Consider the following 23,854-nt stretch of genomic DNA (forward strand, 5'->3'; position numbering starts at 1 on the left):
ACGATTTTACGCAAGGAGATTATAGGTATGAATCCGGATTCCACTTCCCCTATTCGGGTGCGGTTTTGCCCTTCACCCACTGGTACCCCACATGTGGGAATGGTGCGTACCTGCCTGTTTAACTGGGCATACGCGCGCCATACCGGGGGAACTTTCGTTTTCCGGATCGAGGACACCGACGCCAAACGCGACTCAGAAGAATCCTTTGAGCAAATCTTAGAGTCGCTGCGCTGGCTGGGGCTAGATTGGGACGAGGGCGTGGATAAAGGCGGCCCCTACGGCCCCTACCGGCAGAGCGAACGTATGGATATCTATAAAGAGGTAGCGGATAAGCTGCTTGCCGGGGGATATGCTTACGAATCCTATTCCACCCCCGAGGAAATCGCGGCGCGTCATAAGGCCGCCGGGCGCAATCCCCACCTGGGCTATGACGGCTATGACCGTAACCTTACGGAAGAACAGATCGCTGCTTTCCGTGCGGAAGGGCGCCAACCGGTTTTGCGGATGCGGATGCCCGATGAAGATATTACTTTCCATGACCTGGTGCGTGGAGACATCACTTTCCAGGCCGGTTCAGTTCCCGACTATGTGATTGTGCGCGGGGGCGGCGATCCTCTCTACACCCTGGTAAACCCGGTAGATGACGCCCTAATGCATATTACGCACGTGCTGCGCGGAGAAGACCTGCTTTCATCCACCCCGCGCCAAATCGTGCTTTACCGCGCCCTCATCGGGTTAGGGATCGCAGACCGCGTCCCCGAGTTCGCGCACCTGCCCTACGTCATGGGGGAGGGCAATAAGAAACTATCTAAGCGGGATCCAGAATCTAACCTGCTATTGCACCGGGAAAACGGGATGATCCCCGAAGGGCTAGTGAACTATTTAGCGCTGTTAGGGTGGGCTTTATCGGCCGATCGGGACGTGTTTAGCAAGGAAGAGATGATCGCGGCCTTCGATATTGAGGACGTCAACCCCAATCCGGCGCGCTTTGACTCCAAGAAAGCACTGGCGATTAACGCTGACCATATTCGGATGCTGGAAACCGGTGATTTCACTGAGCGGATCGTTCCCTATCTGCACGCCGGCGGATTTATAAGCGCCGATAACCTAGCCGATTTAACCGATAAAGAAAAACAGCTTTTGGAGGCTGCCGCTCCGCTTGCCCAAAGCCGGATGCAGGTACTTTCCCAAGCTAAGAGCTTGCTGGGATTCCTGTTTATTGCGGATGACCAGGTGGAATATCAAGAAAAGCCGCTACGTAAACTCAAAGATAATGCCCCGCAGGTACTCGAGGCCGCGGCCAAAGTGGTAGCAGACCTGCCAGAAGGCCAAGTTGGCGAGGCCGGCACCATTGGAGATCCCGAGGCGGTTAAAGCCGCTATGAGCCAGGTAATGGTCGAAGAAATGGGGCTTAAACCTCGCGTTGCTTTCCAACCGCTCTTTATGGCGATCACCGGCTCTAACGTGTCGATCCCGGTATTTGACTCCATCGGGATCCTGGGGAAACAGGCAACTATAAAACGCCTGCGTAAACTGCAAAACCATCTGGAACAGGCATAATGCAGGTGATTAGTCACACAAGGAAATTATTTGAAGCGGGATAACCTACTGGGTTAGAGTAGGTGACTGTGCGATTAAGCGTCAGCTTAGTTGAACAGCCCTTGGGGTATGGTGTAATCGGTAACACAGCTGATTCTGGTTCAGCCATTCTAGGTTCAAGTCCTGGTACCCCAGCAAAATGGGAACCTGTTGGTTCTTGTTTCTGGCCCCCATAGTCTAGAGGCCTAGGACACCGCCCTCTCACGGCGTAGACACGGGTTCGAATCCCGTTGGGGGTACCGCTAATACTTTTACCCTTTTAACTTTCGTTTACTTTTACCCTGATAAACTTTTTAGTCCTAAAGTCGAGACTGACGCCAATGCTAAAGTTATAGTCATGTCTGGAAAAATTGTTGCCACTCGCGGAATGCGAGACTTTTTACCCACCGAAAAAACTTGGCGTGAACGCGTTCTTAGCGTTTTGCGTGACAACTATACTTCCCTAGGGTTCATGGAAATAGAAACCCCCGCCTTAGAGCCGATTGCGCGTCTGCAATCTGGGCAAGGTGGAGAAAATGAAAAAATGATTTTCCAGGTGATGCGGCGCGGTTTGGATCCGCAAGCCGGCATCCTGCCCGCCGAGGCCGTAGACCTAGGGCTGCGTTATGACTTGACCCTTCCGCTAACTCGTTATTTCGCTACTCACCAGGCAGAACTGCCGAATGTGTTCCGTGCTTTTCAAACCGGCCCGGTATGGCGCGCTGAGCGTCCGCAAAAGGGCCGTTTCCGCCAGTTCAACCAGGTAGATATCGATATTCTGGGGGAGAGTTCTTTTAGTGCGGAGGTGGAAATCTTAGCGACCGCTTGGAGTGCTGTCACCAAACTGGGATTAGACAAAGACTCTACCGTGTTGATTAATGATCGTCGTTTCCTGCGTGACCTGATGAGGGCTGCCGGTATTGATGGTGATAAGCAGGATAGTGCCTTTATCACCCTGGATAAGCTGGAGAAAATCGGTCAAGAGGCAGTGGTTAAGGAACTGGTTACTCACGAGATTGCGAGCGATAGCCAAGCTGAATCTTTGGTTGCAGCGGTAGCTAGTATTTCCGCTGTAGAGCTGCAAGCAGATACGAAAAATTTGGAAGTATCGGGTTTGCAAACCGAGCTGCCGCTATATGATCTGGGCGAAATTGCTGCTCAGGTAGGTAATATCTGCCCCGATATTAAAATCAAGTTCACCCCCACTTTGGTGCGCGGCATGGGGTATTACACCGGACCGATTTTCGAAGTTTCCCACACCGCCTCCGGCTCCTCGATTTGTGGAGGAGGACGCTATGACGGAGTAGTAGGGCGCTGGCTGGGGCGAGATGTCCCCGCCGTTGGCTTCAGCTTCGGGTTTGAACGGATCGTGGATCTAGTATCCCTGCCTGAGGAAGGGCAGCAGCTAAAAGTGGCGCTGGCCTATCAAAAGCCCCATGAAGCCTTAGCGGCGTTGCAGCTGCGCGAAGGACTGCTGGCAGCCGGAGCTAGTAATGCCGGCCTGTTAAAAGCTCCCCGTAAAATGTCGGCCGGCTTCTTCGAGCAGGCAGCGTCCTTGGGATACAACCGGGTGTTGCTGCCTAGTCGTTACCTAGAGGTTGCAGACCAGGATAACCCGGACTTTGCGACTTTGCTGGAGCAGGCGCGCGTCCTCGAAAACTAGCACGAGGAGCACAATCGCTCTAATAGTCTCCCTAGCACCTGCTCAGCCAGGAAGAGCTAGGGAGGCTATAGGTTTTAGCTTTGGATCTTTCCGGCAGCTTTTAAATGCCGTACCCGAATTTGCAGGGCGATGGCGGCCAGGATCACGGAAGCGAAGGTTCCCATCAATACCCCCAAGGATCCTGCTTGGGTCAGTTCCGCGTCCCCTCTAAAGGCCAGGTGGGAAATCAGTAGTGCTACTGTGAAGCCGATACCAGCGGTTAATGAAACTGGGAGTACGTCGCGCAGCCCTACGCCCTCACCTAGAGTCAAGGGAGTTACCTTGGTGAACAGGGCTACGGAACCGAAGATTCCCAGCACTTTACCAAGGGGCATCGCCAGCATGACCGAAAGCGCGATCGGGTGAGTAATCACGTTGAGGGGACCGCCGGCCACATCCACCACATTTACCCCGGCAGCGAAGAAAGCGAAAATCGGCACTGCCAGTCCCGCGCTAAAGGGGTTGACTGCTTCAGTGAGACGTTCAGTTTCCGGTTCACTCTCGCCGGGGAGTTGTTTGGCGGGAACCGTCATGCCTAGCAGCACTCCGGAGATAGTGGCGTGTACCCCAGAATCAAACATGAAATACCAGGTCACAATACCCAGGGGAACTAGAATCCACCAGCGTCCCCAGCGTTTTTGGGCTAAGAAACCAAAAATCGCGGCGCAAACAAACGCCAGCAATAGGGAAATAAACTTCATTCCCGTGGCATAGAAGATGGCGATTACCAAAATTCCACCCAGGTCATCGGCGACTGCCAGGGTTAGCAGGAAGGTACGAGCCGCTAGCGGCAGGCCACGCCCAAAGATCTGCAGAATTGCCACCGCGAAGGCGATATCGGTAGCGGTGGGAATCGCCCAACCATGCCAGGCATTATCCCCAGAAATCGCAGTTCCTATCAGATACACGCAGGCCGGACCAATCATGCCGAATATCGCGGCGATAATCGGCATAGCAGCAACCTTAATATTGTGCAGGGAACCTACCGCGAACTCTTGTTTTAGTTCCAGGCCCACCGCGAAGAAGAACAGGGTGAGAATGCCATCTTGTGCCCACTCATGTACCGCTAGGTGTAACCCTAAGGAACGCGGACCAAACTCGAAGTTTGAAAGCGCCATATATCCTTCCCGCACCGGAGAAGGGGCGTTCGCTAAAACTAGTGCCAAGATAGCGGCCGAGACCAAAATCATACCGGCCACAATGTCATTAGCTAACACCCGTTTAATGGAGGTAGCGACCCCATGGGGAGCATCCTCGCTGTAATCTTTGGGGGAAGGAGCCGCTAGATCCTGATAGTCAGGGGGACTAACCAGTTCTTCAACCTCTTTTTCTAGCGGGAAGTAATGAATGTCCCGCTGCGTTTCTTTATTCCCGGATCCTTGGTCTTTGTCTCCATGTCTTTCGCGCATGCCCCTATGTTAACGGTTATTCGTTTCGACAATCGGGGATGCCTGAGGTTTAATATGGAGTGGCGCTTTACAAAAGGTTTTCACTTTTGGTAAAACAAAACTTGGCTGGTGCGCACTAGCGTATCCCAGGGAATAATAAATGCCCAGGTAAAGCCCCCGTAGCCCAATCGGTAGAGGCAGCTGACTTAAAATCAGTCCAGTGTCGGTTCGAGTCCGACCGGGGGTACCACTCATTATTTTTGCGGAAGTCATCCAGAAAGTTTTAAGAAACATTCACTAATAATTTGATTAGTGGCCTGGCTTCCGCCTCTGAAAACTTACAGGGCGCAACTAATGCAGTTGCCAAGCGGAAGTGGCCGGTATCGGAAGAAGGAGAGATCTAGATGGCAAATCCGGTTATGAATCAAGTAGGCGAGCAGATGCGTCGCACTCCCGCCGGTTATCCCGAAATGCCTGGCTACCAGGTGGGAGGGGACGCGCGGTCCGCTAATCCGAGATATCCGCAGTCCGCTACCCCCGGCGTTCCCGGACAAAGCACCTCGATTCCCGGACAAACTACCTTTGATCAAGGTCAGCAACTGGGTGAGCAGCAGCGAGTTTCTCGTCCCATGACTTTAGACGATGTGCTGGTACGCACCGGCGCAAGTTTTGGGGTAATGGTACTGGCCGCGGCGGCGCTATGGTTTTGGGGCGTAAATGACTTAACGGCTAACGCGGGAACTATGCTCACCATTTCTTCAGTTTCCGCTTTGGTGGCTTTCGCGCTGGTGTTGGTTTCTTCCTTCCGTCGTAAGCCTTCAGCGGCGATCACTTTGGGTTATTCCTTCTTTGAAGGGCTGTTTATCGGTGGTATTTCCGCGTTCTTCGAATACAGCTATCCCGGGATCGTGGTGCAAGCTCTGATCGGGACAGTTGCTGTATTCGTTACCTGCCTGGTGCTGTTTAAATCGGGACTGGTGCGGGTCAACTCGAAGTTTATGAAGATCTTGCTGCTCGGATTGGTTTCAATCATTGTTTATCGCCTCTTGGCGATGGTGTTAGCGATGGTTACTCCCTCCAGCGCGATAGGTAACATTGATCAGATTACCGTGATGGGACTGCCCTTAGGACTGTTGGTGGGGCTATTCGCGGTGATTTTTGGAGCCATGTCCCTGATCTCGGACTTCGACATGGTTCGTGAGGGCGTGCGCCTGGGAGTGGATAAAGATATGTCCTGGAGCTGCGCCCTGGGGATTATGGTGACGGTGGTCTGGCTCTACGTGGAGATCCTGCGGATCCTGGCGATCGTGAGAGACAACTAAATAAAAAACTTTGCTTCGGGGCGACTACAATAAGGCTAGTCGCCCCGAAGTACTTTTAGAGAGGAAATAGCTGTGCCGGTGATAGTAAGAACTCCCACTTTGGTTGATGCTGCCGGCGCGGCCATGGCGCATCGCCGGATTCTAACCGAAACTATCGGTAGTCAGGCTCCGGAAACTTTTTGGGAAAAACATACTGAAGAGGCACTGCTCAGTTATTGGCACCAGCAGATTTTACAGACTAAAGGGCGCCGAATAGCCTTTGCTTCTCGGGGACGCCAAGTGGTGGGAATGGCCTACGTTACTCCCTCACCCCAAGATGATCATCAGTTGGGGCCGGCTCCCCGTAACCTAGATATTGCTTTTTTCGGTATTATTCGCGAGAGCTATTCTCCAGATATTGCTCAACGGCTTTTGGATTATGTACTCGATGCTGATACCCCTGCACAGGCCTGGGTGTTGCGGTCAGATCAGGAGAAACGACGTTTTTTACGAGTGAATGGCTTCACTATGGATGGGCTTAGCCTCGTCGATGAAGATTCGGGACAAACGATCTCTCGGATGACCCGTTAACCGAGTTTCAAACTGGCAGGGCTTAGTTACCGAATTCTGCAACTAACTAGGCAAGGTAGCGGGAAGCTGGTTTTTAAGCTAGCTCAAGGACGCTGCTAATCTTGTACTATGAACTCTCGTCTCGAACGAATAAGGCAAACAGGACGCAAGTTACTAAGCAACCTTTCACTTCCCCAGCCAGAGAAAACCCCTTCCCAGCTGGACATCGAATCCTATAACCAGGATTTACCGGAAATGAAAGCAGAGGCTAATCCAGGATCCGAAGAAGATGCGGTTCCGTTCACCTTACGGGTAGCGGCTGATTGGTCATGGCGCCTACTAGTGGTGGGCTTGGCTTTTGGTGCCTTTATATTCGTCGTCGCAAAATTCAAAGTGATTATGGTCCCGGTAGCGGTAGCGTTGTTATTATCGGTGCTGCTAGAACCGGTATTGGGATTTTTATATGTAAAACTGCATTTTCCAAGGACTTTGGCAGCGGCAGTAACCCTGATTATTGGGTTGGGAATCGTCTCCGCGATGATCTCGATCTCCAGCACCCAATTGGCTAGCGAACTTCCCAATCTAATAGGTCGCGCTAAAGAGGGCGTGGATGAAGGTATCCACTGGCTCGCTACTGGTCCGTTGAAAATGGATACCGAGACGGCCACTAAGCTGTGGGAGCAAGCCCAAGATCAAATTCAAAGCTATGCCCGCAAGAATGCTTCATGGCTGGCATCCAATGCCTTGGGAACCATGTCAGCGGTGGCGGGAGCCTTCACCGGGGCGCTGACCGCCTTATTCTGCCTGTTCTTCTTCCTAAAAGATGGCCGTAAAATTTGGCAATGGTTCTTGCGGCTTATTCCGCGTTCGGCACGTAATCCCCTAAACGAAGCAGTTATTCGCGGCTGGGTTACGCTCGGTGCCTATACTCGCACCCAATGCTTGGTGGCAGCGATTGACGCTGTAGGTATTGGTGGGGGTGCCTACCTGATTGGGGTGCCGCTTGCTATTCCCTTGGCGATTTTAGTGTTCCTGGCGGCCTTCGTACCGATTTTGGGAGCAATCCTCTCCGGGATGATGGCGGTAGCTATCGCTTTGGTAGATAAAGGTTTCACCACCGCTATCGTGATGCTGATTATTATTTTGGTAGTCCAGCAGGTCGAATCCAATTTGCTGCAACCGGCTCTAATGTCGAATGCGGTCAGTCTGCATCCAGTCGCAGTGCTCTTGGCAGTGGCCGGCGGTGGTGCCGCTATGGGAATCGTGGGGGCAGTTTTCGCGGTTCCGATCTTGGCTTTCGTGAATACTACCGTGCTCTACCTGCGCGGCTATGACAGCTTTATTCGCCTCAGCTACCAGAAGGATCGTCCAGGTGGTCCTCCCGGATCTTTAGATCGCGAACTTGCGGAAGCTGCGCGACCTAGCGAACAAAATCTAGCGGAAGCCCGCCAAGCAAAGGCAGAGGCAGAAAAGGATGGGGAGCGGCAAAGTATTCTGGAACATGCGGAGCAGGCCGAAAAAGTACAGAAAGAAATTCAAAGCACTCTTTCTGAGTTTGCCAGTGCCGATCCTAACCAGATGCTCCCGGGGGACGCGAAAACTGATTTTGAGGTAGGGGCGACCACTAAAATTAAAAAAGTTGCCCAGGCCGAACAGGCAGCCCGCGAAGAGGGAGACGGCGCCTCCTCACCGGAAGATAATTCAGAAACTGCCGGTAGCGAAGAATAAGTTTTATTTACCCATTCGCCTTTCTCGCAGGGCAAAGTCGCGCAGTGCGCGGTAGAAGTCGATTTTGCGGAAATCGGGCCAGAAGGCTTCGCAAAAATAGTATTCGGAGTGAGTGGACTGCCACATCAAGAATCCAGACAGACGCTGCTCCCCAGAAGTCCGAATAACCAAATCAGGATCCGGCTGCCCGGCGGTATAAACATGGGAAGTTATCTCGTCAACCGAAAGCTCCCTGGCAACGGTTTCTAAAGTAGCGCCCTCTTGTGCCTTTTCCAGTAACAAGTTGCGTACTGCCTCGGTAATTTCTTCGCGCCCTCCATAGCCCACCGCGATATTTACAGTCAGGGGAGAGTCAGTACGCGTTTGATCTACCGCCCGTTGTAGACGCTGTTGTACCTGATCCGGTAAAAGAGAAAGATTCCCTAACAACCGCAAATGCCAGCGGTCAAGGGAAGCTATTTGTTCTACAACGGTGCAAATAATGTCAAAGAGCTTGCTGAGTTCTTCCCCAGAACGTCGCAGGTTATCGGTAGAGAGCATCCAAAGAGTAACTACCGGAATCCCGACCTCTTCACTCCACCCTAAAAATTCAAGAGCCTTGTCCGCACCAACTCTATGACCGGTTTCAGATTGCGCCCCTACCTGGTGCGCCCAGCGCCGATTCCCATCCAGGATTACCCCCACGTGGCGCGGCAAAGATTCAGTAGGGAGTGCCTTTTCTAGGTTGCGGGCATAGAGTCGATAGACCAGATCTGTAAGGTGAGTCAAGCTTGCTCCTTTAGAGTTAATAGTTGAATTTTACCCCCTACGGTGTGCTGTTGACACTATTGCGCCCCTGCAATAGCGTAGGTCGCAAGTAAAATAGTCTGCCGTAGCTTTTAGGCTGGGACAGGTTTCTATCTGACCCAAGGAGGAAGGATGACACCTGATGAAGGAACATACACGCAGGTAGAAAAACGAGTAACGGACTCTTTAAGCGTCTTGCCCAAACCTAAAATGCGGGGATGGATTCACACCGTTACCGTACCGCTTTCTCTGGCTGCCTCCATTGTGCTGATTTGCTTAGCCAATACCGCTAAGGAACGCTGGGCGTGTGCGGTCTATTTGGTTTGTTCCCTACTGCTTTTCGGGGTTTCTTCGCTGTACCACCGCATAGATTGGGGCAAACGTGCTCACAGCGTGATGCGCCGCCTCGATCATTGCAATATTTTCTTGTTGATTGCGGGGTCTTATACCCCGATCGCAGTCTCCCTCTTGTCTTACCCCCAGGCGAGAAACCTATTGGTGCTGGTGTGGCTGGGTGCCTTGGCCGGAATCTTGCTTTCGATATTTTGGCCAGGTGCTCCCCGGTGGCTGTATGTTCCCATCTACATTTTGCTGGGGTGGGTAGCTGTTGGCTATATGGCGCCGCTACGTCAAGCCGGCGGATTGGCTCTGATCTGGCTACTAGTAGCCGGCGGATTGTGCTACACAATAGGCGCGGTTTTTTATGGTCTGCGTTGGCCAGGTAGAAATGCCCGCTACTTTGGCTACCACGAGATTTTTCACGCCGGTACGGTGGCGGGGTGGACTTGTATTTGTGTTGCCGCTTATTTCGCGGTTCTGGCTTGACCGGAGAGTTTAGACTGGTAGTCCCCACAGATTGCCCCTGATAGCAACTTAAGCGGCAATTTGTTACACTGATACCTGCTGTTTTACTGACCGCGCTCGGCGTGGTCAGTCTTTTGTTTTATTAGCTGAGGAGAACACGATGGCAGACAAGACTTGGATGACCCAGGAATCATATGATCGTCTCAAAGAAGAGCTACGCCATCTCGAAGAAGTAGAGCGTCCGGCGATCGCCCGTCGAATCGATGAGGCTCGCCAAGAGGGTGACTTAAAAGAAAATGGCGGCTACCATGCAGCTCGAGAACAACAGTCTTGGAATGAAACTCGGATTCTGCAGCTAAAAGAAATCATGGAAAATGCCGAGATAGGCGAGCCGCCTGCAGATGACGGTGTTGTAGAGCCCGGGATGGTGGTAAAAGCTACCTTAGGGAGGCGGGAAGTGAACTTCTTGATGGGGTCACGCGAAGCCAGCCCCGACGTAGATATGGATGTCTATTCCCCGGATGCTCCGCTGGGGCAAGCAATTATGGGGCATAAAGTGGGCGAAACCGTTGATTACCTGGCTCCCAATGGCAAAACCATCCAGGTAAAGCTACTGGAAGTGACTCCCTACCAGTAATTTGGGGTTTGTTGGGGGAGACAGGTGAAGTTATTCGACCTTTACCCAACGTCGCGCAGCCGGGGAAGTAATCGCTAAAATCGCCAACACCGATAGGGTAGTGGAAGTAATCCAGAGGGGAGTGCCAGAAGCGCCCTCAATCCCCAAAGACTCCATCATCCGCACAAATACCGTTGCAGTTAGCACCAACAGCAAGCCTAGGCGCATCCATTTTTGGTGAAATAAAGTTCCCACGATTAAGACGGTAAGTAAGACCGCTAACGCCATGAAACCGTAGCCTGCCAGGCGGGTCTGGTAAAAAGAAAAGCCCAATTCATCAGCGTATTTCGGATTGGTGGCTAAAATGTAGCCGACAACTGCCAGTTCCAGGGCGTGCAACGCTGTTAAAGTAATCCCGCAGGCCAAAGAAGTGGCTGGTACCTGGCGGTCACGCAGCAACCGGCGTTTCTTTTTCTTTTCTGTCTGTTCGCGGGAAGAACGCAAATACCCTTTGTGTTGCAAAGCCAGGTTTTCATGTGGATTCAAGTGCTCTTCGCTGACTAGGTTCGCTTCAATCACCGGCATGCTGCCATCGGTTTGCACCCGGTCGCCTCCGCCGTTGCGCGAGTGATAGGCACTGGTAGCGTCGGGAATCACCTCCACCTCTACGCTGGTGCAGGCTTCGCGGACGGTGTCTACTACATGATCACGTTCAATATCGATGTTTTCGTCAATCTTGTGAGTGATCTGCAAAGTAAATAGCGATAGGCCGACCGCCTTATCGAAAGTTGCCGCCGCTAGCCAATCCACCTGGATTCCTCCCGGCAGTTTCCAGCCCTCGGGAACTTTCCAAAAACGCACATGGTGTCGCTTACTGGGGTTACCGTCTACCTCTTGTTGATAGGCAAAATCTTGTTTCCGCCCAAAAAGATAGAGCGGAGAAACCGGAGCCGCCGGGTAAGAGCGCTTAAAAACACTGGCAAAAATAATTTTCCAAGAAGAAGAAAGCGTGATCTCATCAGCCATTGTCCAGCCGGCTGCCTGCATCGCCAGGTGGATATCATCCTCTTCTCCCAGCCAAGCCAGGTTAATAGGATCCCCCAAAATCCCATCCCCGGTTTTAGAACGCCCAATGTAATAGTCCGGAACATAGAGCGAAGACATTATTTGATGTAGGCGCGGTAGTGCTAGGTAGGCTAAAAGCACCCAGAAAAAAGTTAAATAAACCAAGATCACCAGAGACAGCTGGAAACCATGTTTTAGGAGGATCCAAGCAAGTCTCACGGTTAAAACCGCGGCGATTACCACAAAAACGTAATCGACTATCTGGTAGAGAGTGAGGGGAGCAGAGCGGTGATACCCCAGTTTCTGCCCCAATTCAAAGGGCAGGTGTTCGTCGTTTTCTGTCCCCTCTTGCGGGGTAACCTCTTGGTCTTTCGTATTCGCTAGGGCGTCCGCGCTCGCGTCCGCTGGCAGCTGTTCCTTAATCCCGGTATTGAGTGCTGGATTATCTTCGCTGGTAGCCATGACTATTCTGATTTCTTAGCCTGTTCCAAACGTTGCTTGGCATCATCTAAAAAGGATTGACAGTGACTCGCGAGCTGTTCCCCGCGCTCCCACACCTTTAAAGATTCCTCGAGTCCCAGCTTGCCGGACTCTAACTGGGCAATAGCGGCCACCAACTGTTCGCGCGCCTGCTCATAGGAAAGTTCTGCCACCGGAACTTCCGTGTTTTCTTCACTCATCACTGCCTCCTGAACTATTTTTCTGATTCGTACCAAAAACCTTGGTTACCGCGGTGCCGTCAGCGAAAATCGCCTCTAACAGATCCCCTTTACTTACCTGCGATACCGAGTTGACGACACCACCAGCAGGCGAGCGCAATATGCTGTAGCCACGCTCCAAAATCCCCTGGGGAGAATAGGCTTTCAACGCATCGCGCCATCCGCGCAAGGAAGTTAGCTGGTTTTCCAGCTGGGTTTCAAAACGAAAACGCAGCCGCTGACCCTCTAGTGCCAAAGAATGTTCTTGAGCCGCAATAACCGCGCTAGGATCGGCCATCACGGGGCGGGCACGCAACTGGGCTAATTGCCCTAAATGTTGATCTACGAGGGCGAGCATCTGGGTGCGCAAACGGGAGCGGGCGCCCTGAACCCCTAAGATTTCCTCCTGTAAATCGGGCACAATCCGCCGCGCCGCATCGGTGGGGGTAGACGCCCGATAGTCAGCCACGAAATCTAGCAGGGGCGCATCCTCTTCATGCCCGATAGCAGAAACTAGAGGGGTGCGCGCCGTTGCTGCGGCCCGCACCAAAGATTCCTCGGAAAAAGGTAGCAGATCTTCGACTGCGCCGCCCCCGCGGGAAATCACAATCACCTCTACCTGGGGGAGGGAGTCCAGTTCGGCTAGCGCCCGAGTTACTTCCGCGGCGCAAGTGGGACCTTGTACTGCCACTTCTCGCACTTCAAATTCGGCTAGTGGCCAGCGTGCCAAAGCATTCACCATTACGTCCTGTTTGGCTTTCGCATTGCGCCCCACAATCAAACCGATTTTACGGGGAATCACCGGTAGCGGTTGCTTGTTTTCCTGGGCAAATAGCCCCTCGGCGGCTAGTTTCTTGCGGAGTGCCTCAATCTGGGCAAGCAGGTTTCCCACCCCGACTGCGTGGACTTCCTTAGCCATCAGCGAAAGAGAACCTGAACCCTCATAAAAATCGGGTTTGGCGTAAACAACTACTTGCGCGCCCTCGGTAAAGTTATCCCCGACCGCGTCGAGTACCGTAGGCCAACACTTTACCGTCATAGAAGTGCTTTGGTTGGCGTCCCGCAGAACAAAGAAAGCCATGCGCGCTCCCGGACGCCGTTTATATTCCACGACCTGCCCGCTGACCCACAGTGGCGACATTCGGTTCACGTATTTCTTGATATTAGCGGTCAGCAAAGATAGTGGCCACGGGTTTTCCCGAGTGGTTTGGGCAGCCGTGGGAGCCAGCGATGTTTGCGGACCCTGAGGATTTGTGCGCACCGCTTCATTCTACCCACAGGTACTGCCCGGCAGTCACCGGTTCGGCGGGAAGTAAAATACCTGAGTAGGATAGGGGCGTGGCAACTAAGAAGGTACTCTTGGCATCCCCGCGCGGTTACTGCGCGGGAGTAGATCGCGCGGTAGACGTAGTAGAAAAAGCCTTAGCGCTCTATGGAGCCCCAGTTTATGTGCGTAAAGAGATTGTGCATAACAAGTTTGTAGTGGAGCAGCTTAGCGCTAAAGGTGCGCGTTTTGTAACTGAACTAGATGAAGTTCCCACCGGGGCGCGGGTAGTGTTTTCCGCCCACGGAGTATCTCCGGCGGTGCGGGAAGAGGCCAAGCGGCGGGGACTGAAAACTGTCGATGCCACTTGCCCTTTGGTGACCAAAGTTCACCGCGAAGCCCTGCGTTTCGCCAAGGCTGACTATGACATTGTGCTGGTAGGCCACGAAGGACACGAGGAAGTAGAAGGTACCCAAGGGGAGGCCCCCGACCATATTCAAGTAGTAGGCGACCCCGAAAGCGTAAACCAAGTAAAGGTGCGTGACCCGGAAAAAGTGGTGTGGCTTTCCCAAACTACTTTAAGCCTGGATGAAACTAGAGAAACTGTAGATAGGTTACGAGAACGATTCCCAGGGCTCAGTGATCCCCCCAGTGAAGATATTTGTTTCGCCACTCAAAACCGGCAGGGGGCAGTAAAAAAGATTGCGGAACAGGCCGAGGTAGTAGTGGTCGTAGGGTCGGCGAACTCCTCCAACTCAGTGCGGTTAAAAGAAGTGGCAGAAGTAGGCGGGGCCCAGCGTGCCTATCGCATTGATAAGGCCTTAGAGATGGAAGAGATCTGGTTCGAAGGGGTAGAAACCGTGGGGCTAACCTCCGGTGCTTCCGTGCCAGAAGTGCTGGTAAAAGAGGTTTTAGCGCAGCTGGCACAATGGGGATTTGCGGAAGTAGAGGAAGTGGAAACCGCCCAGGAAACAGTAACTTTCGCGCTGCCTTTACCCTTGCGTAAAGAACTGACAGAAGCAGGAATCATAAAAAACAATAACCGCCGGCGCACCAACGATCCGGGGCATACCTGCTAGCGGCAAGCATGCTTACCTCTCTACCCTTCGTTATCCTCTTTTGTGTGGCAGCAGTCGGTCTGCTGCTAGCACTGCCGCTGATGATTCGCCAACCTGGGCATTACCTGCGGTCGGTTTTGGTGGTTTTATTGGTAGCCGTGATCCAGGTGGTGGCAGTGGGTCTGCTGGTCAACTTGCCGATGCAATACGTATCCACCCCTTCTGAGCTGTGGCAGATGGTTAGCGATCAGCAAAACAGCCAGGTAAAAATCAGTGATACCCAGCGGGGATCCAAAATAGCTGCCAAGAAATCTGGGAGAGCAGACAAACGTTTACCTGCTGCCTCTGAAAAACTAAATCCCTTGACCGCGCCGGCTTTACCGGGGCAAGAAGAATGGATCCCTAGTTTTAAACCCCTGTCGAAAGGCCGACAACTAACGGTGTTTTCCGGGCCGCAATCTGGGGTAAAAGAGCAGGTAATCGTGTGGACGCCGCAGGGGTATGATCCCTTGGATAAAAACACCACTTATAACGTTATGGAGTTTATCCACGGCTACCCGGGATCTCCGGTATCGGTCGCCCTCGCCCTCGATTTTTCTAACAACCTGCAAAAAGCAATTGATAGCGGAGAGATCGCTCCCACTATCGTGGTTATTCCGGAAGGAAACGTTGACCTTAAAGCCCCTACCTGCGCGGATGTAAAGAACGGGGCGCAAACTGCCACCTGGCTGAGCTTCGATATTCCCAAAATGGTGCGCTCTAGCTTCCCGAACGTATCTGAAAAGCGAAAAGATTGGATGATCGCCGGGAATTCTTCCGGAGCTTATTGCAGCGCGCGCCTGGGGATTCTCTACGGGGATGTTTTTGGTACTAGCGCAGTGCTTTCCGGCTACGATCAGCCGATCGTGGGGGCTTGGGGAGGGAAAAATAGTACCGGATTCCGAGACAATACCCTTTCAGTTTTAGCGGGCAAGAAACGCCCCTGGCCACTAAATATGTATGTATCGGGGGCGAGGTTAGATAAAGATTCCCTACATTTAGCGAAATCCTTTTCGCAGGCTTCTTTTAAACCAGGCGACCGGGTACAGCTACATATTGAGCCGAAAGGCGGACACAATTGGGCAATTTGGCGGGAGCAAATGCCAGAGCTTTACCGCTGGTGGGAACAGGTGCGCAGTAGTGACGCCCCGAAGACTGCCCAAATTAAAGGTGCCAATTCAGCGCTGCTGCCAGATACTGGTCCGGGGATATTTTCCCTCATGGGATGGGGAACTATCGCAGTTGCAGGGGTGGTGGCCATTTTGGCTTTGGGTACGCTAATTCGCCGGGTTCCCAAAGTGATGAAAGTGGCTAGTCGCACGGCCTATTTGCGGGCCCTAGCTGGATCGATAGCAGCGATGCTTTTAGTGATCGTGGCGGTCATGCTTCCTATTAACCGATTCGGGGAGTTCTATACCTCGCTGGCAGAGATTGTGCAGACCCTTACCGGGGCAGGCTAGCGGGAGCCACCGAGAGCGGGCAGGGGGGCGTACTCGGGAACTAAGCGTTTTTTGGCTAGATTTCCTGCCGCTTTCACCCTTCGATAGGGTAGAGGCGTGGCTTTAACAATTGGGATTGCAGGATTACCTAACGTCGGTAAATCAACTTTGTTCAATGCGCTCACCCGCGCAACCGTGCTTGCCGCGAATTATCCGTTCGCGACTATCGACCCCAACGTGGGGGTAGTGCCGCTGCCGGATCCGCGATTGCAGAAACTAACCGAAATGTTCCAATCTGCGAAAACTGTGCCCGCGACGGTTTCTTTCGTAGATATTGCAGGAATCGTAAAAGGCGCCTCCCAAGGGGAAGGTCTCGGTAACCAGTTCTTAGCCAATATCCGGGAGGCCGACGCTATCTGCCAGGTAACTCGGGTATTTAGCGACCCGGACGTGGTGCACGTAGATGGCAAGATTGACCCTGCCTCCGATATTGAAACCATTTCTACCGAACTGATTCTGGCTGACCTGCAGACTCTAGAAAAGGCAGTACCAAGGCTAGAAAAGGAAGTGCGCGGACGGAAAACTCCTCCGGAAGTGCTGGCAGAGGTCAAGAAAGCCCAGGCGATATTAGAGGACGGAGAGCTTTTATCTGCCCACGGTGACTTGGATAAAGATCTGCTAAAAGAATTTCAGTTGATGACTTTGAAGCCCTTTATCTATGTGTTCAATATGGATGCCGAGCAGGTGCTGGATGGGGATCAGCGCCGTGAACTAGAAAATCTGGTAGCGCCGGCGAAAGCCATTTTCCTAGATGCCCAGTTCGAGGCCGACCTAGTGGAACTGGATGAAGAGGACGCGCGGGAAATGCTGGAAGAATCCGGACAGAGCGAGTCTGGTCTTGATCAATTAGCCCGGGTAGGTTTCGATACCTTGGGGCTGCAAACGTTCCTGACTGCCGGGGAAAAAGAGTCCCGTGCCTGGACAATCCATAAAGGCTGGACCGCTCCCCAAGCGGCGGGGGTAATCCATAGCGATTTTGAACGCGGATTCATCAAAGCCGAGATTATTGGCTTTGATGAGCTAGTGGAACTCGGTTCGATCCACGCTGCCCGCGACGCCGGAAAGCTGCGCCAAGAAGGCAAAGAATACGTAATGCAAGACGGCGACGTAGTGGAGTTTCGTTTCAATGTAACCTGAGGCGCGCTAGTGTTAGCGGCATGACAACACGTGCTGCTATTTACCTCCGTATCTCGCTCGATGCTGCCATGGACGGCCTCGCCATCGACCGGCAGCGCCAGGACTGCGAAGCCCTTGCCGAGCAACGCGGCTGGGACGTCGTGCATACCTACGTCGATCAGTCGATCTCCGCGTCGAAGAAGGACGTGGACCGCCCCGACTACGACGCGATGGTGGCGTCCTTTGAGCGCGGCGAGATCGACGCGATCATTTGCTGGGACCTCGACCGCCTCACACGGCAGCCCTGGCAGCTCGAAGAGTGGATCGACAGGGCAGAGGAGCAGGGGCTGAAACTCGTCACTGCGAACGGTGATGCTGACCTTGCCACCGACGGCGGCAGAATGTACGCGCGCATCAAAGCAGCCGTGGCACGCGGCGAGATCGAGCGAAAGAGCATGCGCCAGTCTCGTGCGCAACAGCAACGCGCCGAGCAGGGCCGCTGGTACTCCGGCGGTGTGCGCCCTATCGGCTACACCTCCACCGGCGAGATCATTCCATCCGAAGCCGCCGCCGTGCTCGGTATGTTCCGCGCTGTCGAGAGGGGCAACTCCATGCGCGACATTGCGCGCGCCTTATCTGGGGTCGATCAACCGGGCTTGCCGGATATCCCGACCACGCCGCGCCATATGTACACCGTGGTCACAGAGCGCAACGCTCGACGCCGCGCTGAAGGCCAGGAAGAAAAGCCGGTTCCCGACGCGCAGCCGTGGGCCTACACGTCGTTGCACTCGATCCTGCGCAACCCCGTGTATGCGGGTTACTCCACTTATAAGAAGGCCAAGCGCAAAGGCGTGAAGAACAAATACCGCCGTGTCACGCATATCGTCCGCGACCCCGATACCGGCGAGCCGGTGAAAGGGCAGTGGGAGCCGATCGTCACACCAGATCTGTGGTGGCGCGTGCAGAACGTGCTCGACGATCCCGACCGGCTGACCAACAAGGAGCGCCGGAACACTCGCCGCCATCTCGGCTCGGGTCTGTATGTCTGCGACGAGTGTGGCAACCCCGTGCGCACACATGCCGACCGCTACCGCTGCGCCGCCTGTGGATTAGTGCGCACACATAGCGTCGATGATTTTGTGCTCGCCGTGATCCGCGCCCGCCTTGGCCGTGACGACCTGGCGGACCTGCTGCCGACTGTGGACGACGACGAGGTCAACGCCATCGACGACGAACTCGCTGAGCTTCGCGCAAAGCTCGCCCGCGTCCAGGCTGACTACGATGAGGAGCTTATCGAGGCCCGTGACCTCAAGCGCGCGCGAAACCGTTATGAGCCGCAGATCGAGAAACTCGAAACGCGCCGTGCCCGTCTTGCTGGCGCATCGGCGCTGCTCGACACAACCGGCTACGCCTCGCCCGTGGATGCCTTCGACAACGCAGAGCTTGCCGTGCAGCGCCGAGTCATCAATACCCTGTGCCAGGTGCGCCTGCGCCGTGGCGTGCGCGGCACCAAGACCTTTAACCCTGAATCGGTGCAGATCGTGTGGAACTAGGTTGCAGTGTGTGACACGTCAACAATCGCGCGCATGCGCTGCGGCGCGCAAAGCTCTTACGAAGGAACGCCACGGGAGCCGGCAGTTCGGGGGAGATCTGCCTTCGTGTATCGGGGGCGACACTGCTCAACCGTGGCGTTCGCAGGAAGTATGACACGGCTCTTGTTACCCCAGAGGTCGTAGGTTCGAATCCTGCCCCCGCTACCAACTTCCAAGCCCCTACCAGGAGAAACACTGGTAGGGGCTTTAGTTATTTCTCTTAAGGCGCACGTCCTGGGACTCAAATCGGGACTTTAGCGATGGCATTTTGTCACTTAAGCCGGTTTGGAAGTGATGGGGTTAAGTGACAATTTTCGATTTTGTGACCTTGGATGACTGTGTCGTTTTGAGGAGTCGTCTGCACGGATTTCAGAAGTCCTCTGTACTATCGCCATCCACTCCGGAGAGGCCGCGGGCGTTCGTCCACTTCATCTGGAACGCGATTCGACAGAGCGCATTCAATACGATGGTCTTTTTCTCCCTGCGAAGGATGGGGGCAGTTTAGGGTACCAGGGTGTTGACCAGATCGAGGAATTCCTCAGCGTAGGCAATTTGCTTGCGTAGCTTTTCGTAGCGGGTGCGCGTCTCCTCACGAATGTCGGCAAGGGTGGCCTTGGCATTACTCCGTGCCTGCTGTGCGGTATCACTGTCCTGCCCGCCATCTGAACTATGAAGAATCTCCGCAGCTTCCAGGAATTCCCGCATCTGATCCAGAGTAAACCCCAGCGGTTTCATCCGTCGCACCAGCAAAACACGACGTACATCAGCCTCACTATAAAGCCTGAACCCACCAGGGCTACGCCCCGATGGGGTAATCAGGCCGACGTTGTCATAATAACGCAAGGTGGGAATCGACAACCCCGTCTGGTCAACGACCTCGCCGATCTTGAAATTACTGTTTTGCATTGCCTGTTCTCCTTCACGGTGATGTTGCCCACGGGTTCCTGTGCCTGGGTTGGCGGTTGAGTAAAACTCCCGCTACCATGACCACCATCACCAAACCTAAAGTTACTAGAGGGTTGGATTCCTTTCGGGCGTTCGCCCAGTTACCTATCCCCTCAAAGATTGGACATCTATGACTGAAACTAGCACGGCGGCCCCCCGCCCCCTCCTGAGTCCAGACGGCGCTGATGCCCCTACCGGGATCATCGCATCCTTCCGTTACGCATTTTCTTCCCCCGCCCGTATCCGTATAGAGATTCTGGCCGGACTGGCGGTATCCCTGGCGCTGATCCCTGAGGCCATTGCCTTTTCCATCCTTGCCGGTGTTGACCCAGCCATGGGTCTGTTTTCCTCGGTAGTCATGGCCATTGCGATCGCCTTTACCGGTGGCCGCCCGGCAATGATCACCGGCGCCACCGGGGCTATCGCCCTAGTCATTGCTCCTGTGGCGCGTGGTTACGGGATGGATTATTTCATCGCCACCGTCCTGTTGGGCGGTGTCCTACAAATCGTGCTCGGCGCCCTCGGTGTGGCGAAACTTCAGCGTTTTATCCCCCGATCGGTGATGCTGGGTTTCGTCAATGCACTGGGCATTATGATTTTCACCGCCCAACTCGAACACCTCATTGATGTGCCTTGGATAGTCTACCCACTCGTCGGCTTGGGTGTGGTGATCATGATTTTCTTCCCCAAGCTCACCAGTGTGATCCCCGCCCCGCTGGTCACGATTATCGTGCTCACCGGTTTGGTCATTGCCGCCGGTTTGACTGTCCCGACGGTCTCGGACATGGGCAAGATGCCGGAGACCTTACCGTCCCTGTTTATTCCGAACGTGCCGTGGACGTTGGAGACCCTGCAGATCATCGCGCCTTATGCCCTGGCCATGGCCGTGGTCGGTCTCATGGAATCGTTGATGACCGCCAAGCTCGTCGATGACATCACCGACACTCATTCCGATAAAACTCGTGAATCCTGGGGACAGGGGGTGGCTAATATTGCCTCCGGTTTCTTCGGCGGCATGGGTGGCTGCGCGATGATCGGTCAAACCATGATCAACGTCCGCGAATCCGGGGCACGTACCCGCCTATCCACCCTGTTAGCCGGTGTGTTCCTGCTGGTCCTGGTCCTGGCACTGGGCGACATCGTTGGCATGATCCCGATGGCTGCCCTGGTGGCAATCATGATCATGGTCTCGGTCGGCACCATCGACTGGCACTCGGTGCATCCACGCACCCTTAAACTCATGCCGGTCTCTGAGACCATTGTTATGGCCGTGACGATTATTGCCACCCTAGCCACCAGCAACCTGGCCATTGGTGTGGTGTTGGGTGTGGTCACCGCGATGATCATGTTCGCCCGTCGGATGGCACATATCGCTTCCATTGAAAAGGTCTCCGAGATCGACGGCGACGGCGATGGAGAGATTGATACTCGTACCTACCGGGTGCATGGCCAGTTGTTTTGGGCATCAAGCAATGACCTGGTTTATCGCTTTGATTACACCGATTCTGCCCGTCATATCACTATTGATCTCACTGAGGCGGAGATCTGGGATGCCTCCACGGTCGCGACCTTTGACGCGATTACGCAGAAGTTCCAGGACAGAGGCAAAACCGTGTCCATTATCGGGCTCGACGGTCCCAGTCAGGACCGGCTGAACCGCCTGTCTGGCCGGCTTGGCACCGGCCACTAACATCCCCCGACTCGAGCACATCGACTTGGCGCCCCAACTTATAACCGGGGCGCCAGTTTATTGGTGCTGTTGCAAAGTTGGGGCATAGGAAGAGCATAAAAGAAGCGTAGCGGTTAACCGCTACGCTGTGTTGTGGGGATTTTTACTTTTTACGGTGCACGTGTTCTAGTTAGTGGTTCGTTTCTTTCCTCGGGTGATTGCGACGGTATTCCTCGACTAAGTGAGCAATACCCGGCGCAGCCTGGGACAACATCCAGGTCATAAGCGCTATAAGAACCCCTATGACGATAAGTGTTAACGCCAACCAGCCCAGTGTTGGGCCGATGCCGTTGGCCTCCTGGACGTGACCCCACAAGGCAGACACGCCGTCGGGTATGCCGAGCATACTTAGCAGCCCGTTCCCCAAGGCTCCGACAGCAACGAGTGCGATAGCAACGAAGAGAACACTGGCTGCAATCCACGAGGCAGACATGCAGGCCTTAATAAAGTTCGTGTTCGACTTTTCCATATCGTCGTTATACTGCTTGCGTTCTGCGCGTATCTCCTCCAGCAGCTTTTCGTTGGACTCCTTCTCCTGGAGCAGAGCGCTGCGAGCCTTCTTAGAGGCTTCTGCTGCCTCGTGCAGGCTCTTAGGCTCTTTCGACATTGCCTCAGATACAGCTACTTCTACCAGCGGTTCCAGGCTAGAAGTCAGGCTCGAAGTCATCTGAGCGTTCAGGCTCTGGCTGCGACCCGGACCACATCTACTCAGACACCATCTCCGGCACCAACTGGCAACGGCCTGGTCTTGATGACGCGCTGGCGTACATGCGCCCCGACGACACGCTCGTTGTCACGCGCTTGGACAGGCTCGGCCGCAGCCTCGCGGACACCGTGAACACCATCGCTGACCTCGCCGAGCGTGACATCAACGTCAAGGTGTTGGAGCCAGCGCTGGACACGTCGAAGCCCACCGACAAGGTGGTTATCAACGTCATGGCAAGTCTTGCCGAGTGGGAGCGTGACCTGCTTGTCCAGCGCACCCGTGAGGGCGTGGCGCACGCCCGCGCACAGGGCAGGGTCGCCGGCCCCAAGCCGAAGCTCAGCGCTGAGCAGGCGCAGATGGCCAAGGAGCTTATCGACGGCGGCAAGTCCGTCAGCGCTGTAGCGCGCACCTTTAACGTCTCGCGGCCGACGATCTATCGCGCTCTCAAGCGCATCGAAGCCGACGCTTAAGCACAGGCTGCGTCGCTAGCGCTCGCACCCGGCGAGAAGGCATCAGGCTGCGCTAGCGACGCTCGGCACACATGAGTGCTGCACTGCTGGGATACGCCTGCGACCGGCAGAGCCGGGCCGAATACGGGATTGACCACATACACCCCGTATTCGTGCAAAGGAGCACTGCCATGTCCACCCATTCTCACACGCTTGCATCCCACGGCGAGATCCTCGCGAACCTCCCCGGCATCCTCGGGTTCTACCCGAACAACTCGCTGATCCTCGCGTTCTTCGTCGACGACGAGGGCGTCGACACCGTCCGCCTCGGCCCGGTCGCACGGTTCGACCTGGACGAAGCAGTGGAGAAGCTCACCGAGAGCCGCGAGCGGTTCGCAGCGTGGGTCCACCACCTCGAACTCGACGCTGTTATCGCGTACATGATCAGCGATGACATTGCGCAGCCGGTCTTCGACGAGACGGCCACGTACCTCACCAGCGGGGCCTCGCCGCTACCGCCGCTGCTCGGGGTGGTGCAGGTGCCCGAGATCGTCACTGGGGCTGCTTGGTGGTCTGTGTACCAGCATCCGCTCATCGACGAGCCGCGCCACGGTGTTGTCGGCGAGGTCGCCGCATCAGCGGCGCTGCAGCAGATGCTAGAGCACACCGGCGAGCTGCCGGAGCCGAGCAAAGACGACATCGAGGCACGGTTGAACAGCACTGACCACGGCATCGACGCTGCCGAGCACGCCGACATCATCGAAGACGCGCTGGCGTATATCCCGCCCATGTTCGCAGACGTGCTGCAGCGTGAGTATGAGCAGGCGGCGGCAGGGATCACCCAGCCGAGCGCTCGCGCTGTTCGGTCTGCGCTGAAATGCTTCACCACGCCGCGCTTGCGGGACACGCTGCTTGCCGCACTGCTCGATGAGCCGCAGGCGGGCCTTGCGTTCATAGAGAAGGTTATGCGCGCTGTCCCGACCAGCTGGCCAGGCATGCGCTCGCAGCTCACCGCCACTGTTGCCGTGCTCGCTCACGCCACAGGCCAGCCGGGGCTAGCTGGCGTGGCTGCGCAGCGAGCCACCGAGATCGGGCCAGACGAGAACTTCCCGTCGCTGGTGGCGAAGCTGACCGATATCGGCCAGGGCGAGCGGATGGTCGAGCTTGTCCGCGAGGGCGCTGAGAAGACCCGCACGATCTTGTTTGCCGAGTAGCACCACA

At 54.8% G+C, this 23,854-nt stretch carries 22 protein-coding genes and 3 tRNA genes; 18 read left to right on the forward strand and 7 right to left on the reverse strand.

Features of this window, described 5'->3' with window-relative positions:
• Positions 1-27 precede the first annotated feature (27 nt).
• The 4 genes from gltX to E6072_RS08105 all read left to right on the forward strand — a co-directional run bounded on the left by gltX (position 28) and on the right by E6072_RS08105 (position 3,241).
• Positions 28-1,560, forward strand: coding sequence for a glutamate--tRNA ligase (gene gltX, locus E6072_RS08090; RefSeq protein ID WP_316694978.1), 1,533 nt, complete (start codon positions 28-30; stop codon positions 1,558-1,560).
• Between the two features lie 102 nt (positions 1,561-1,662).
• A tRNA-Gln gene (locus tag E6072_RS08095) sits at positions 1,663-1,734 on the forward strand.
• Positions 1,735-1,765: 31 nt separating this feature from the next.
• Positions 1,766-1,838: transfer RNA gene (locus E6072_RS08100), tRNA-Glu, on the forward strand.
• A gap of 98 nt (positions 1,839-1,936) precedes the next feature.
• A complete protein-coding gene (locus E6072_RS08105) occupies positions 1,937-3,241 on the forward strand; it encodes an ATP phosphoribosyltransferase regulatory subunit (protein ID WP_316694980.1) in 1,305 nt (434 codons plus the stop codon).
• A 74-nt stretch (positions 3,242-3,315) separates the two neighbouring features.
• Here the strand turns inward: E6072_RS08105 and nhaA are convergent, their stop codons facing one another.
• Positions 3,316-4,689: a Na+/H+ antiporter NhaA gene (nhaA, locus tag E6072_RS08110; protein ID WP_288292144.1), complete on the reverse strand. Its 1,374-nt coding sequence runs from the start codon at positions 4,687-4,689 to the stop codon at positions 3,316-3,318.
• Between the two features lie 152 nt (positions 4,690-4,841).
• On the opposite strand from nhaA, the gene E6072_RS08115 reads away from it, so the two are divergent.
• The 4 genes from E6072_RS08115 to E6072_RS08130 all read left to right on the forward strand — a co-directional run bounded on the left by E6072_RS08115 (position 4,842) and on the right by E6072_RS08130 (position 8,267).
• Positions 4,842-4,918 (forward strand) — tRNA-Leu (locus E6072_RS08115).
• A gap of 154 nt (positions 4,919-5,072) precedes the next feature.
• Positions 5,073-5,990: a Bax inhibitor-1/YccA family protein gene (locus E6072_RS08120; RefSeq protein ID WP_288292615.1), complete on the forward strand. Its 918-nt coding sequence runs from the start codon at positions 5,073-5,075 to the stop codon at positions 5,988-5,990.
• A gap of 72 nt (positions 5,991-6,062) precedes the next feature.
• Positions 6,063-6,560, forward strand: a complete 498-nt coding sequence (locus E6072_RS08125) for a hypothetical protein (protein ID WP_288292614.1) — start codon at positions 6,063-6,065, stop codon at positions 6,558-6,560.
• Positions 6,561-6,668: 108 nt separating this feature from the next.
• Positions 6,669-8,267, forward strand: coding sequence for an AI-2E family transporter (locus tag E6072_RS08130; RefSeq protein WP_316075860.1), 1,599 nt, complete (start codon positions 6,669-6,671; stop codon positions 8,265-8,267).
• A 3-nt stretch (positions 8,268-8,270) separates the two neighbouring features.
• Here E6072_RS08130 and E6072_RS08135 read toward each other — a convergent pair whose 3' ends face one another.
• A complete protein-coding gene (locus E6072_RS08135) occupies positions 8,271-9,035 on the reverse strand; it encodes an isoprenyl transferase (RefSeq protein WP_288292841.1) in 765 nt (254 codons plus the stop codon).
• 150 nt (positions 9,036-9,185) lie between these two features.
• Here E6072_RS08135 and E6072_RS08140 point away from each other — a divergent pair, with 150 nt between their 5' ends.
• Both E6072_RS08140 and greA read left to right on the forward strand, forming a co-directional pair.
• The gene (locus E6072_RS08140) at positions 9,186-9,878 is read left to right on the forward strand and encodes a hemolysin III family protein (RefSeq protein ID WP_288292842.1); all 693 of its coding nucleotides are present in this window, start codon (positions 9,186-9,188) and stop codon (positions 9,876-9,878) included.
• Between the two features lie 139 nt (positions 9,879-10,017).
• Positions 10,018-10,494 (forward strand): transcription elongation factor GreA, encoded by a 477-nt coding sequence (greA, locus tag E6072_RS08145; RefSeq protein ID WP_278866125.1) that lies wholly within the window; start codon positions 10,018-10,020, stop codon positions 10,492-10,494.
• Positions 10,495-10,524: 30 nt separating this feature from the next.
• On the opposite strand, the gene E6072_RS08150 is transcribed toward greA, so the two are convergent.
• Genes E6072_RS08150 through xseA form a run of 3 tightly spaced genes read right to left on the reverse strand, consistent with a single transcriptional unit; the run spans position 10,525 to position 13,497 of the window.
• Positions 10,525-12,000, reverse strand: a complete 1,476-nt coding sequence (locus tag E6072_RS08150; protein ID WP_288292843.1) for an LssY C-terminal domain-containing protein — start codon at positions 11,998-12,000, stop codon at positions 10,525-10,527.
• Between the two features lie 2 nt (positions 12,001-12,002).
• The gene (locus tag E6072_RS08155) at positions 12,003-12,218 is read right to left on the reverse strand and encodes an exodeoxyribonuclease VII small subunit (protein ID WP_288292844.1); all 216 of its coding nucleotides are present in this window, start codon (positions 12,216-12,218) and stop codon (positions 12,003-12,005) included.
• The gene (xseA, locus tag E6072_RS08160) at positions 12,211-13,497 is read right to left on the reverse strand and encodes an exodeoxyribonuclease VII large subunit (protein ID WP_288292845.1); all 1,287 of its coding nucleotides are present in this window, start codon (positions 13,495-13,497) and stop codon (positions 12,211-12,213) included. The genes E6072_RS08155 and xseA overlap by 8 nt, the downstream gene beginning before the upstream one ends.
• 77 nt (positions 13,498-13,574) lie before the next feature.
• Between xseA and E6072_RS08165 the strand changes: the two genes are divergently transcribed.
• The 5 genes from E6072_RS08165 (at position 13,575) to E6072_RS08185 (ending at position 18,919) form a co-directional block, all read left to right on the forward strand.
• Entirely contained in the window at positions 13,575-14,579 is a 1,005-nt protein-coding gene (locus tag E6072_RS08165; RefSeq protein WP_316075855.1) for a 4-hydroxy-3-methylbut-2-enyl diphosphate reductase, read from the forward strand.
• A 44-nt stretch (positions 14,580-14,623) separates the two neighbouring features.
• Positions 14,624-16,057, forward strand: coding sequence for an alpha/beta hydrolase-fold protein (locus E6072_RS08170; RefSeq protein ID WP_316075853.1), 1,434 nt, complete (start codon positions 14,624-14,626; stop codon positions 16,055-16,057).
• A gap of 96 nt (positions 16,058-16,153) precedes the next feature.
• The gene (ychF, locus tag E6072_RS08175) at positions 16,154-17,233 is read left to right on the forward strand and encodes a redox-regulated ATPase YchF (RefSeq protein ID WP_316075851.1); all 1,080 of its coding nucleotides are present in this window, start codon (positions 16,154-16,156) and stop codon (positions 17,231-17,233) included.
• A 20-nt stretch (positions 17,234-17,253) separates the two neighbouring features.
• On the forward strand, positions 17,254-18,765 hold the full coding sequence (locus tag E6072_RS08180) for a recombinase family protein (RefSeq protein WP_070421670.1): 1,512 nt from the start codon (positions 17,254-17,256) through the stop codon (positions 18,763-18,765).
• Positions 18,766-18,775: 10 nt separating this feature from the next.
• Positions 18,776-18,919 (forward strand): hypothetical protein, encoded by a 144-nt coding sequence (locus E6072_RS08185; protein WP_180961475.1) that lies wholly within the window; start codon positions 18,776-18,778, stop codon positions 18,917-18,919.
• 386 nt (positions 18,920-19,305) lie between these two features.
• Here the strand turns inward: E6072_RS08185 and E6072_RS08190 are convergent, their stop codons facing one another.
• On the reverse strand, positions 19,306-19,710 hold the full coding sequence (locus E6072_RS08190; protein ID WP_048733850.1) for a MerR family transcriptional regulator: 405 nt from the start codon (positions 19,708-19,710) through the stop codon (positions 19,306-19,308).
• Positions 19,711-19,879: 169 nt separating this feature from the next.
• On the opposite strand from E6072_RS08190, the gene E6072_RS08195 reads away from it, so the two are divergent.
• The gene (locus E6072_RS08195) at positions 19,880-21,439 is read left to right on the forward strand and encodes a SulP family inorganic anion transporter (RefSeq protein ID WP_034664651.1); all 1,560 of its coding nucleotides are present in this window, start codon (positions 19,880-19,882) and stop codon (positions 21,437-21,439) included.
• 169 nt (positions 21,440-21,608) lie between these two features.
• Here the strand turns inward: E6072_RS08195 and E6072_RS08200 are convergent, their stop codons facing one another.
• Positions 21,609-22,145, reverse strand: coding sequence for a hypothetical protein (locus tag E6072_RS08200; RefSeq protein WP_218079069.1), 537 nt, complete (start codon positions 22,143-22,145; stop codon positions 21,609-21,611).
• Positions 22,146-22,180: 35 nt separating this feature from the next.
• Between E6072_RS08200 and E6072_RS08205 the strand changes: the two genes are divergently transcribed.
• Both E6072_RS08205 and E6072_RS08210 read left to right on the forward strand, forming a co-directional pair.
• The gene (locus E6072_RS08205) at positions 22,181-22,654 is read left to right on the forward strand and encodes a recombinase family protein (RefSeq protein WP_080972893.1); all 474 of its coding nucleotides are present in this window, start codon (positions 22,181-22,183) and stop codon (positions 22,652-22,654) included.
• Between the two features lie 170 nt (positions 22,655-22,824).
• The gene (locus tag E6072_RS08210; protein ID WP_316075844.1) at positions 22,825-23,847 is read left to right on the forward strand and encodes a DUF4192 domain-containing protein; all 1,023 of its coding nucleotides are present in this window, start codon (positions 22,825-22,827) and stop codon (positions 23,845-23,847) included.
• The last annotated feature ends 7 nt before the right edge of the window (positions 23,848-23,854 follow it).

It is taken from the genome of Varibaculum cambriense, from assembly GCF_032557235.1.
GTDB classification, from domain to species: Bacteria; Actinomycetota; Actinomycetes; order Actinomycetales; family Actinomycetaceae; genus Varibaculum; species Varibaculum cambriense_C.

Excerpts from the sequence above, each read along its gene's own strand:
- E6072_RS08140 (WP_288292842.1), top strand. The coding sequence starts at position 9,186 with ATGACACCTGATGAAGGAACATACACGCAGGTAGAAAAACGAGTAACG.
- gltX (WP_316694978.1), top strand. The coding sequence starts at position 28 with ATGAATCCGGATTCCACTTCCCCTATTCGGGTGCGGTTTTGCCCTTCA.
- E6072_RS08120 (WP_288292615.1), top strand. The coding sequence starts at position 5,073 with ATGGCAAATCCGGTTATGAATCAAGTAGGCGAGCAGATGCGTCGCACT.
- E6072_RS08200 (WP_218079069.1), bottom strand. The coding sequence starts at position 22,145 with ATGACTTCGAGCCTGACTTCTAGCCTGGAACCGCTGGTAGAAGTAGCT.
- greA (WP_278866125.1), top strand. The coding sequence starts at position 10,018 with ATGGCAGACAAGACTTGGATGACCCAGGAATCATATGATCGTCTCAAA.
- E6072_RS08105 (WP_316694980.1), top strand. The coding sequence starts at position 1,937 with ATGTCTGGAAAAATTGTTGCCACTCGCGGAATGCGAGACTTTTTACCC.
- E6072_RS08195 (WP_034664651.1), top strand. The coding sequence starts at position 19,880 with ATGACTGAAACTAGCACGGCGGCCCCCCGCCCCCTCCTGAGTCCAGAC.
- E6072_RS08190 (WP_048733850.1), bottom strand. The coding sequence starts at position 19,710 with ATGCAAAACAGTAATTTCAAGATCGGCGAGGTCGTTGACCAGACGGGG.
- E6072_RS08130 (WP_316075860.1), top strand. The coding sequence starts at position 6,669 with ATGAACTCTCGTCTCGAACGAATAAGGCAAACAGGACGCAAGTTACTA.
- E6072_RS08155 (WP_288292844.1), bottom strand. The coding sequence starts at position 12,218 with ATGAGTGAAGAAAACACGGAAGTTCCGGTGGCAGAACTTTCCTATGAG.
- E6072_RS08210 (WP_316075844.1), top strand. The coding sequence starts at position 22,825 with ATGTCCACCCATTCTCACACGCTTGCATCCCACGGCGAGATCCTCGCG.
- E6072_RS08180 (WP_070421670.1), top strand. The coding sequence starts at position 17,254 with ATGACAACACGTGCTGCTATTTACCTCCGTATCTCGCTCGATGCTGCC.
- nhaA (WP_288292144.1), bottom strand. The coding sequence starts at position 4,689 with ATGCGCGAAAGACATGGAGACAAAGACCAAGGATCCGGGAATAAAGAA.
- E6072_RS08150 (WP_288292843.1), bottom strand. The coding sequence starts at position 12,000 with ATGGCTACCAGCGAAGATAATCCAGCACTCAATACCGGGATTAAGGAA.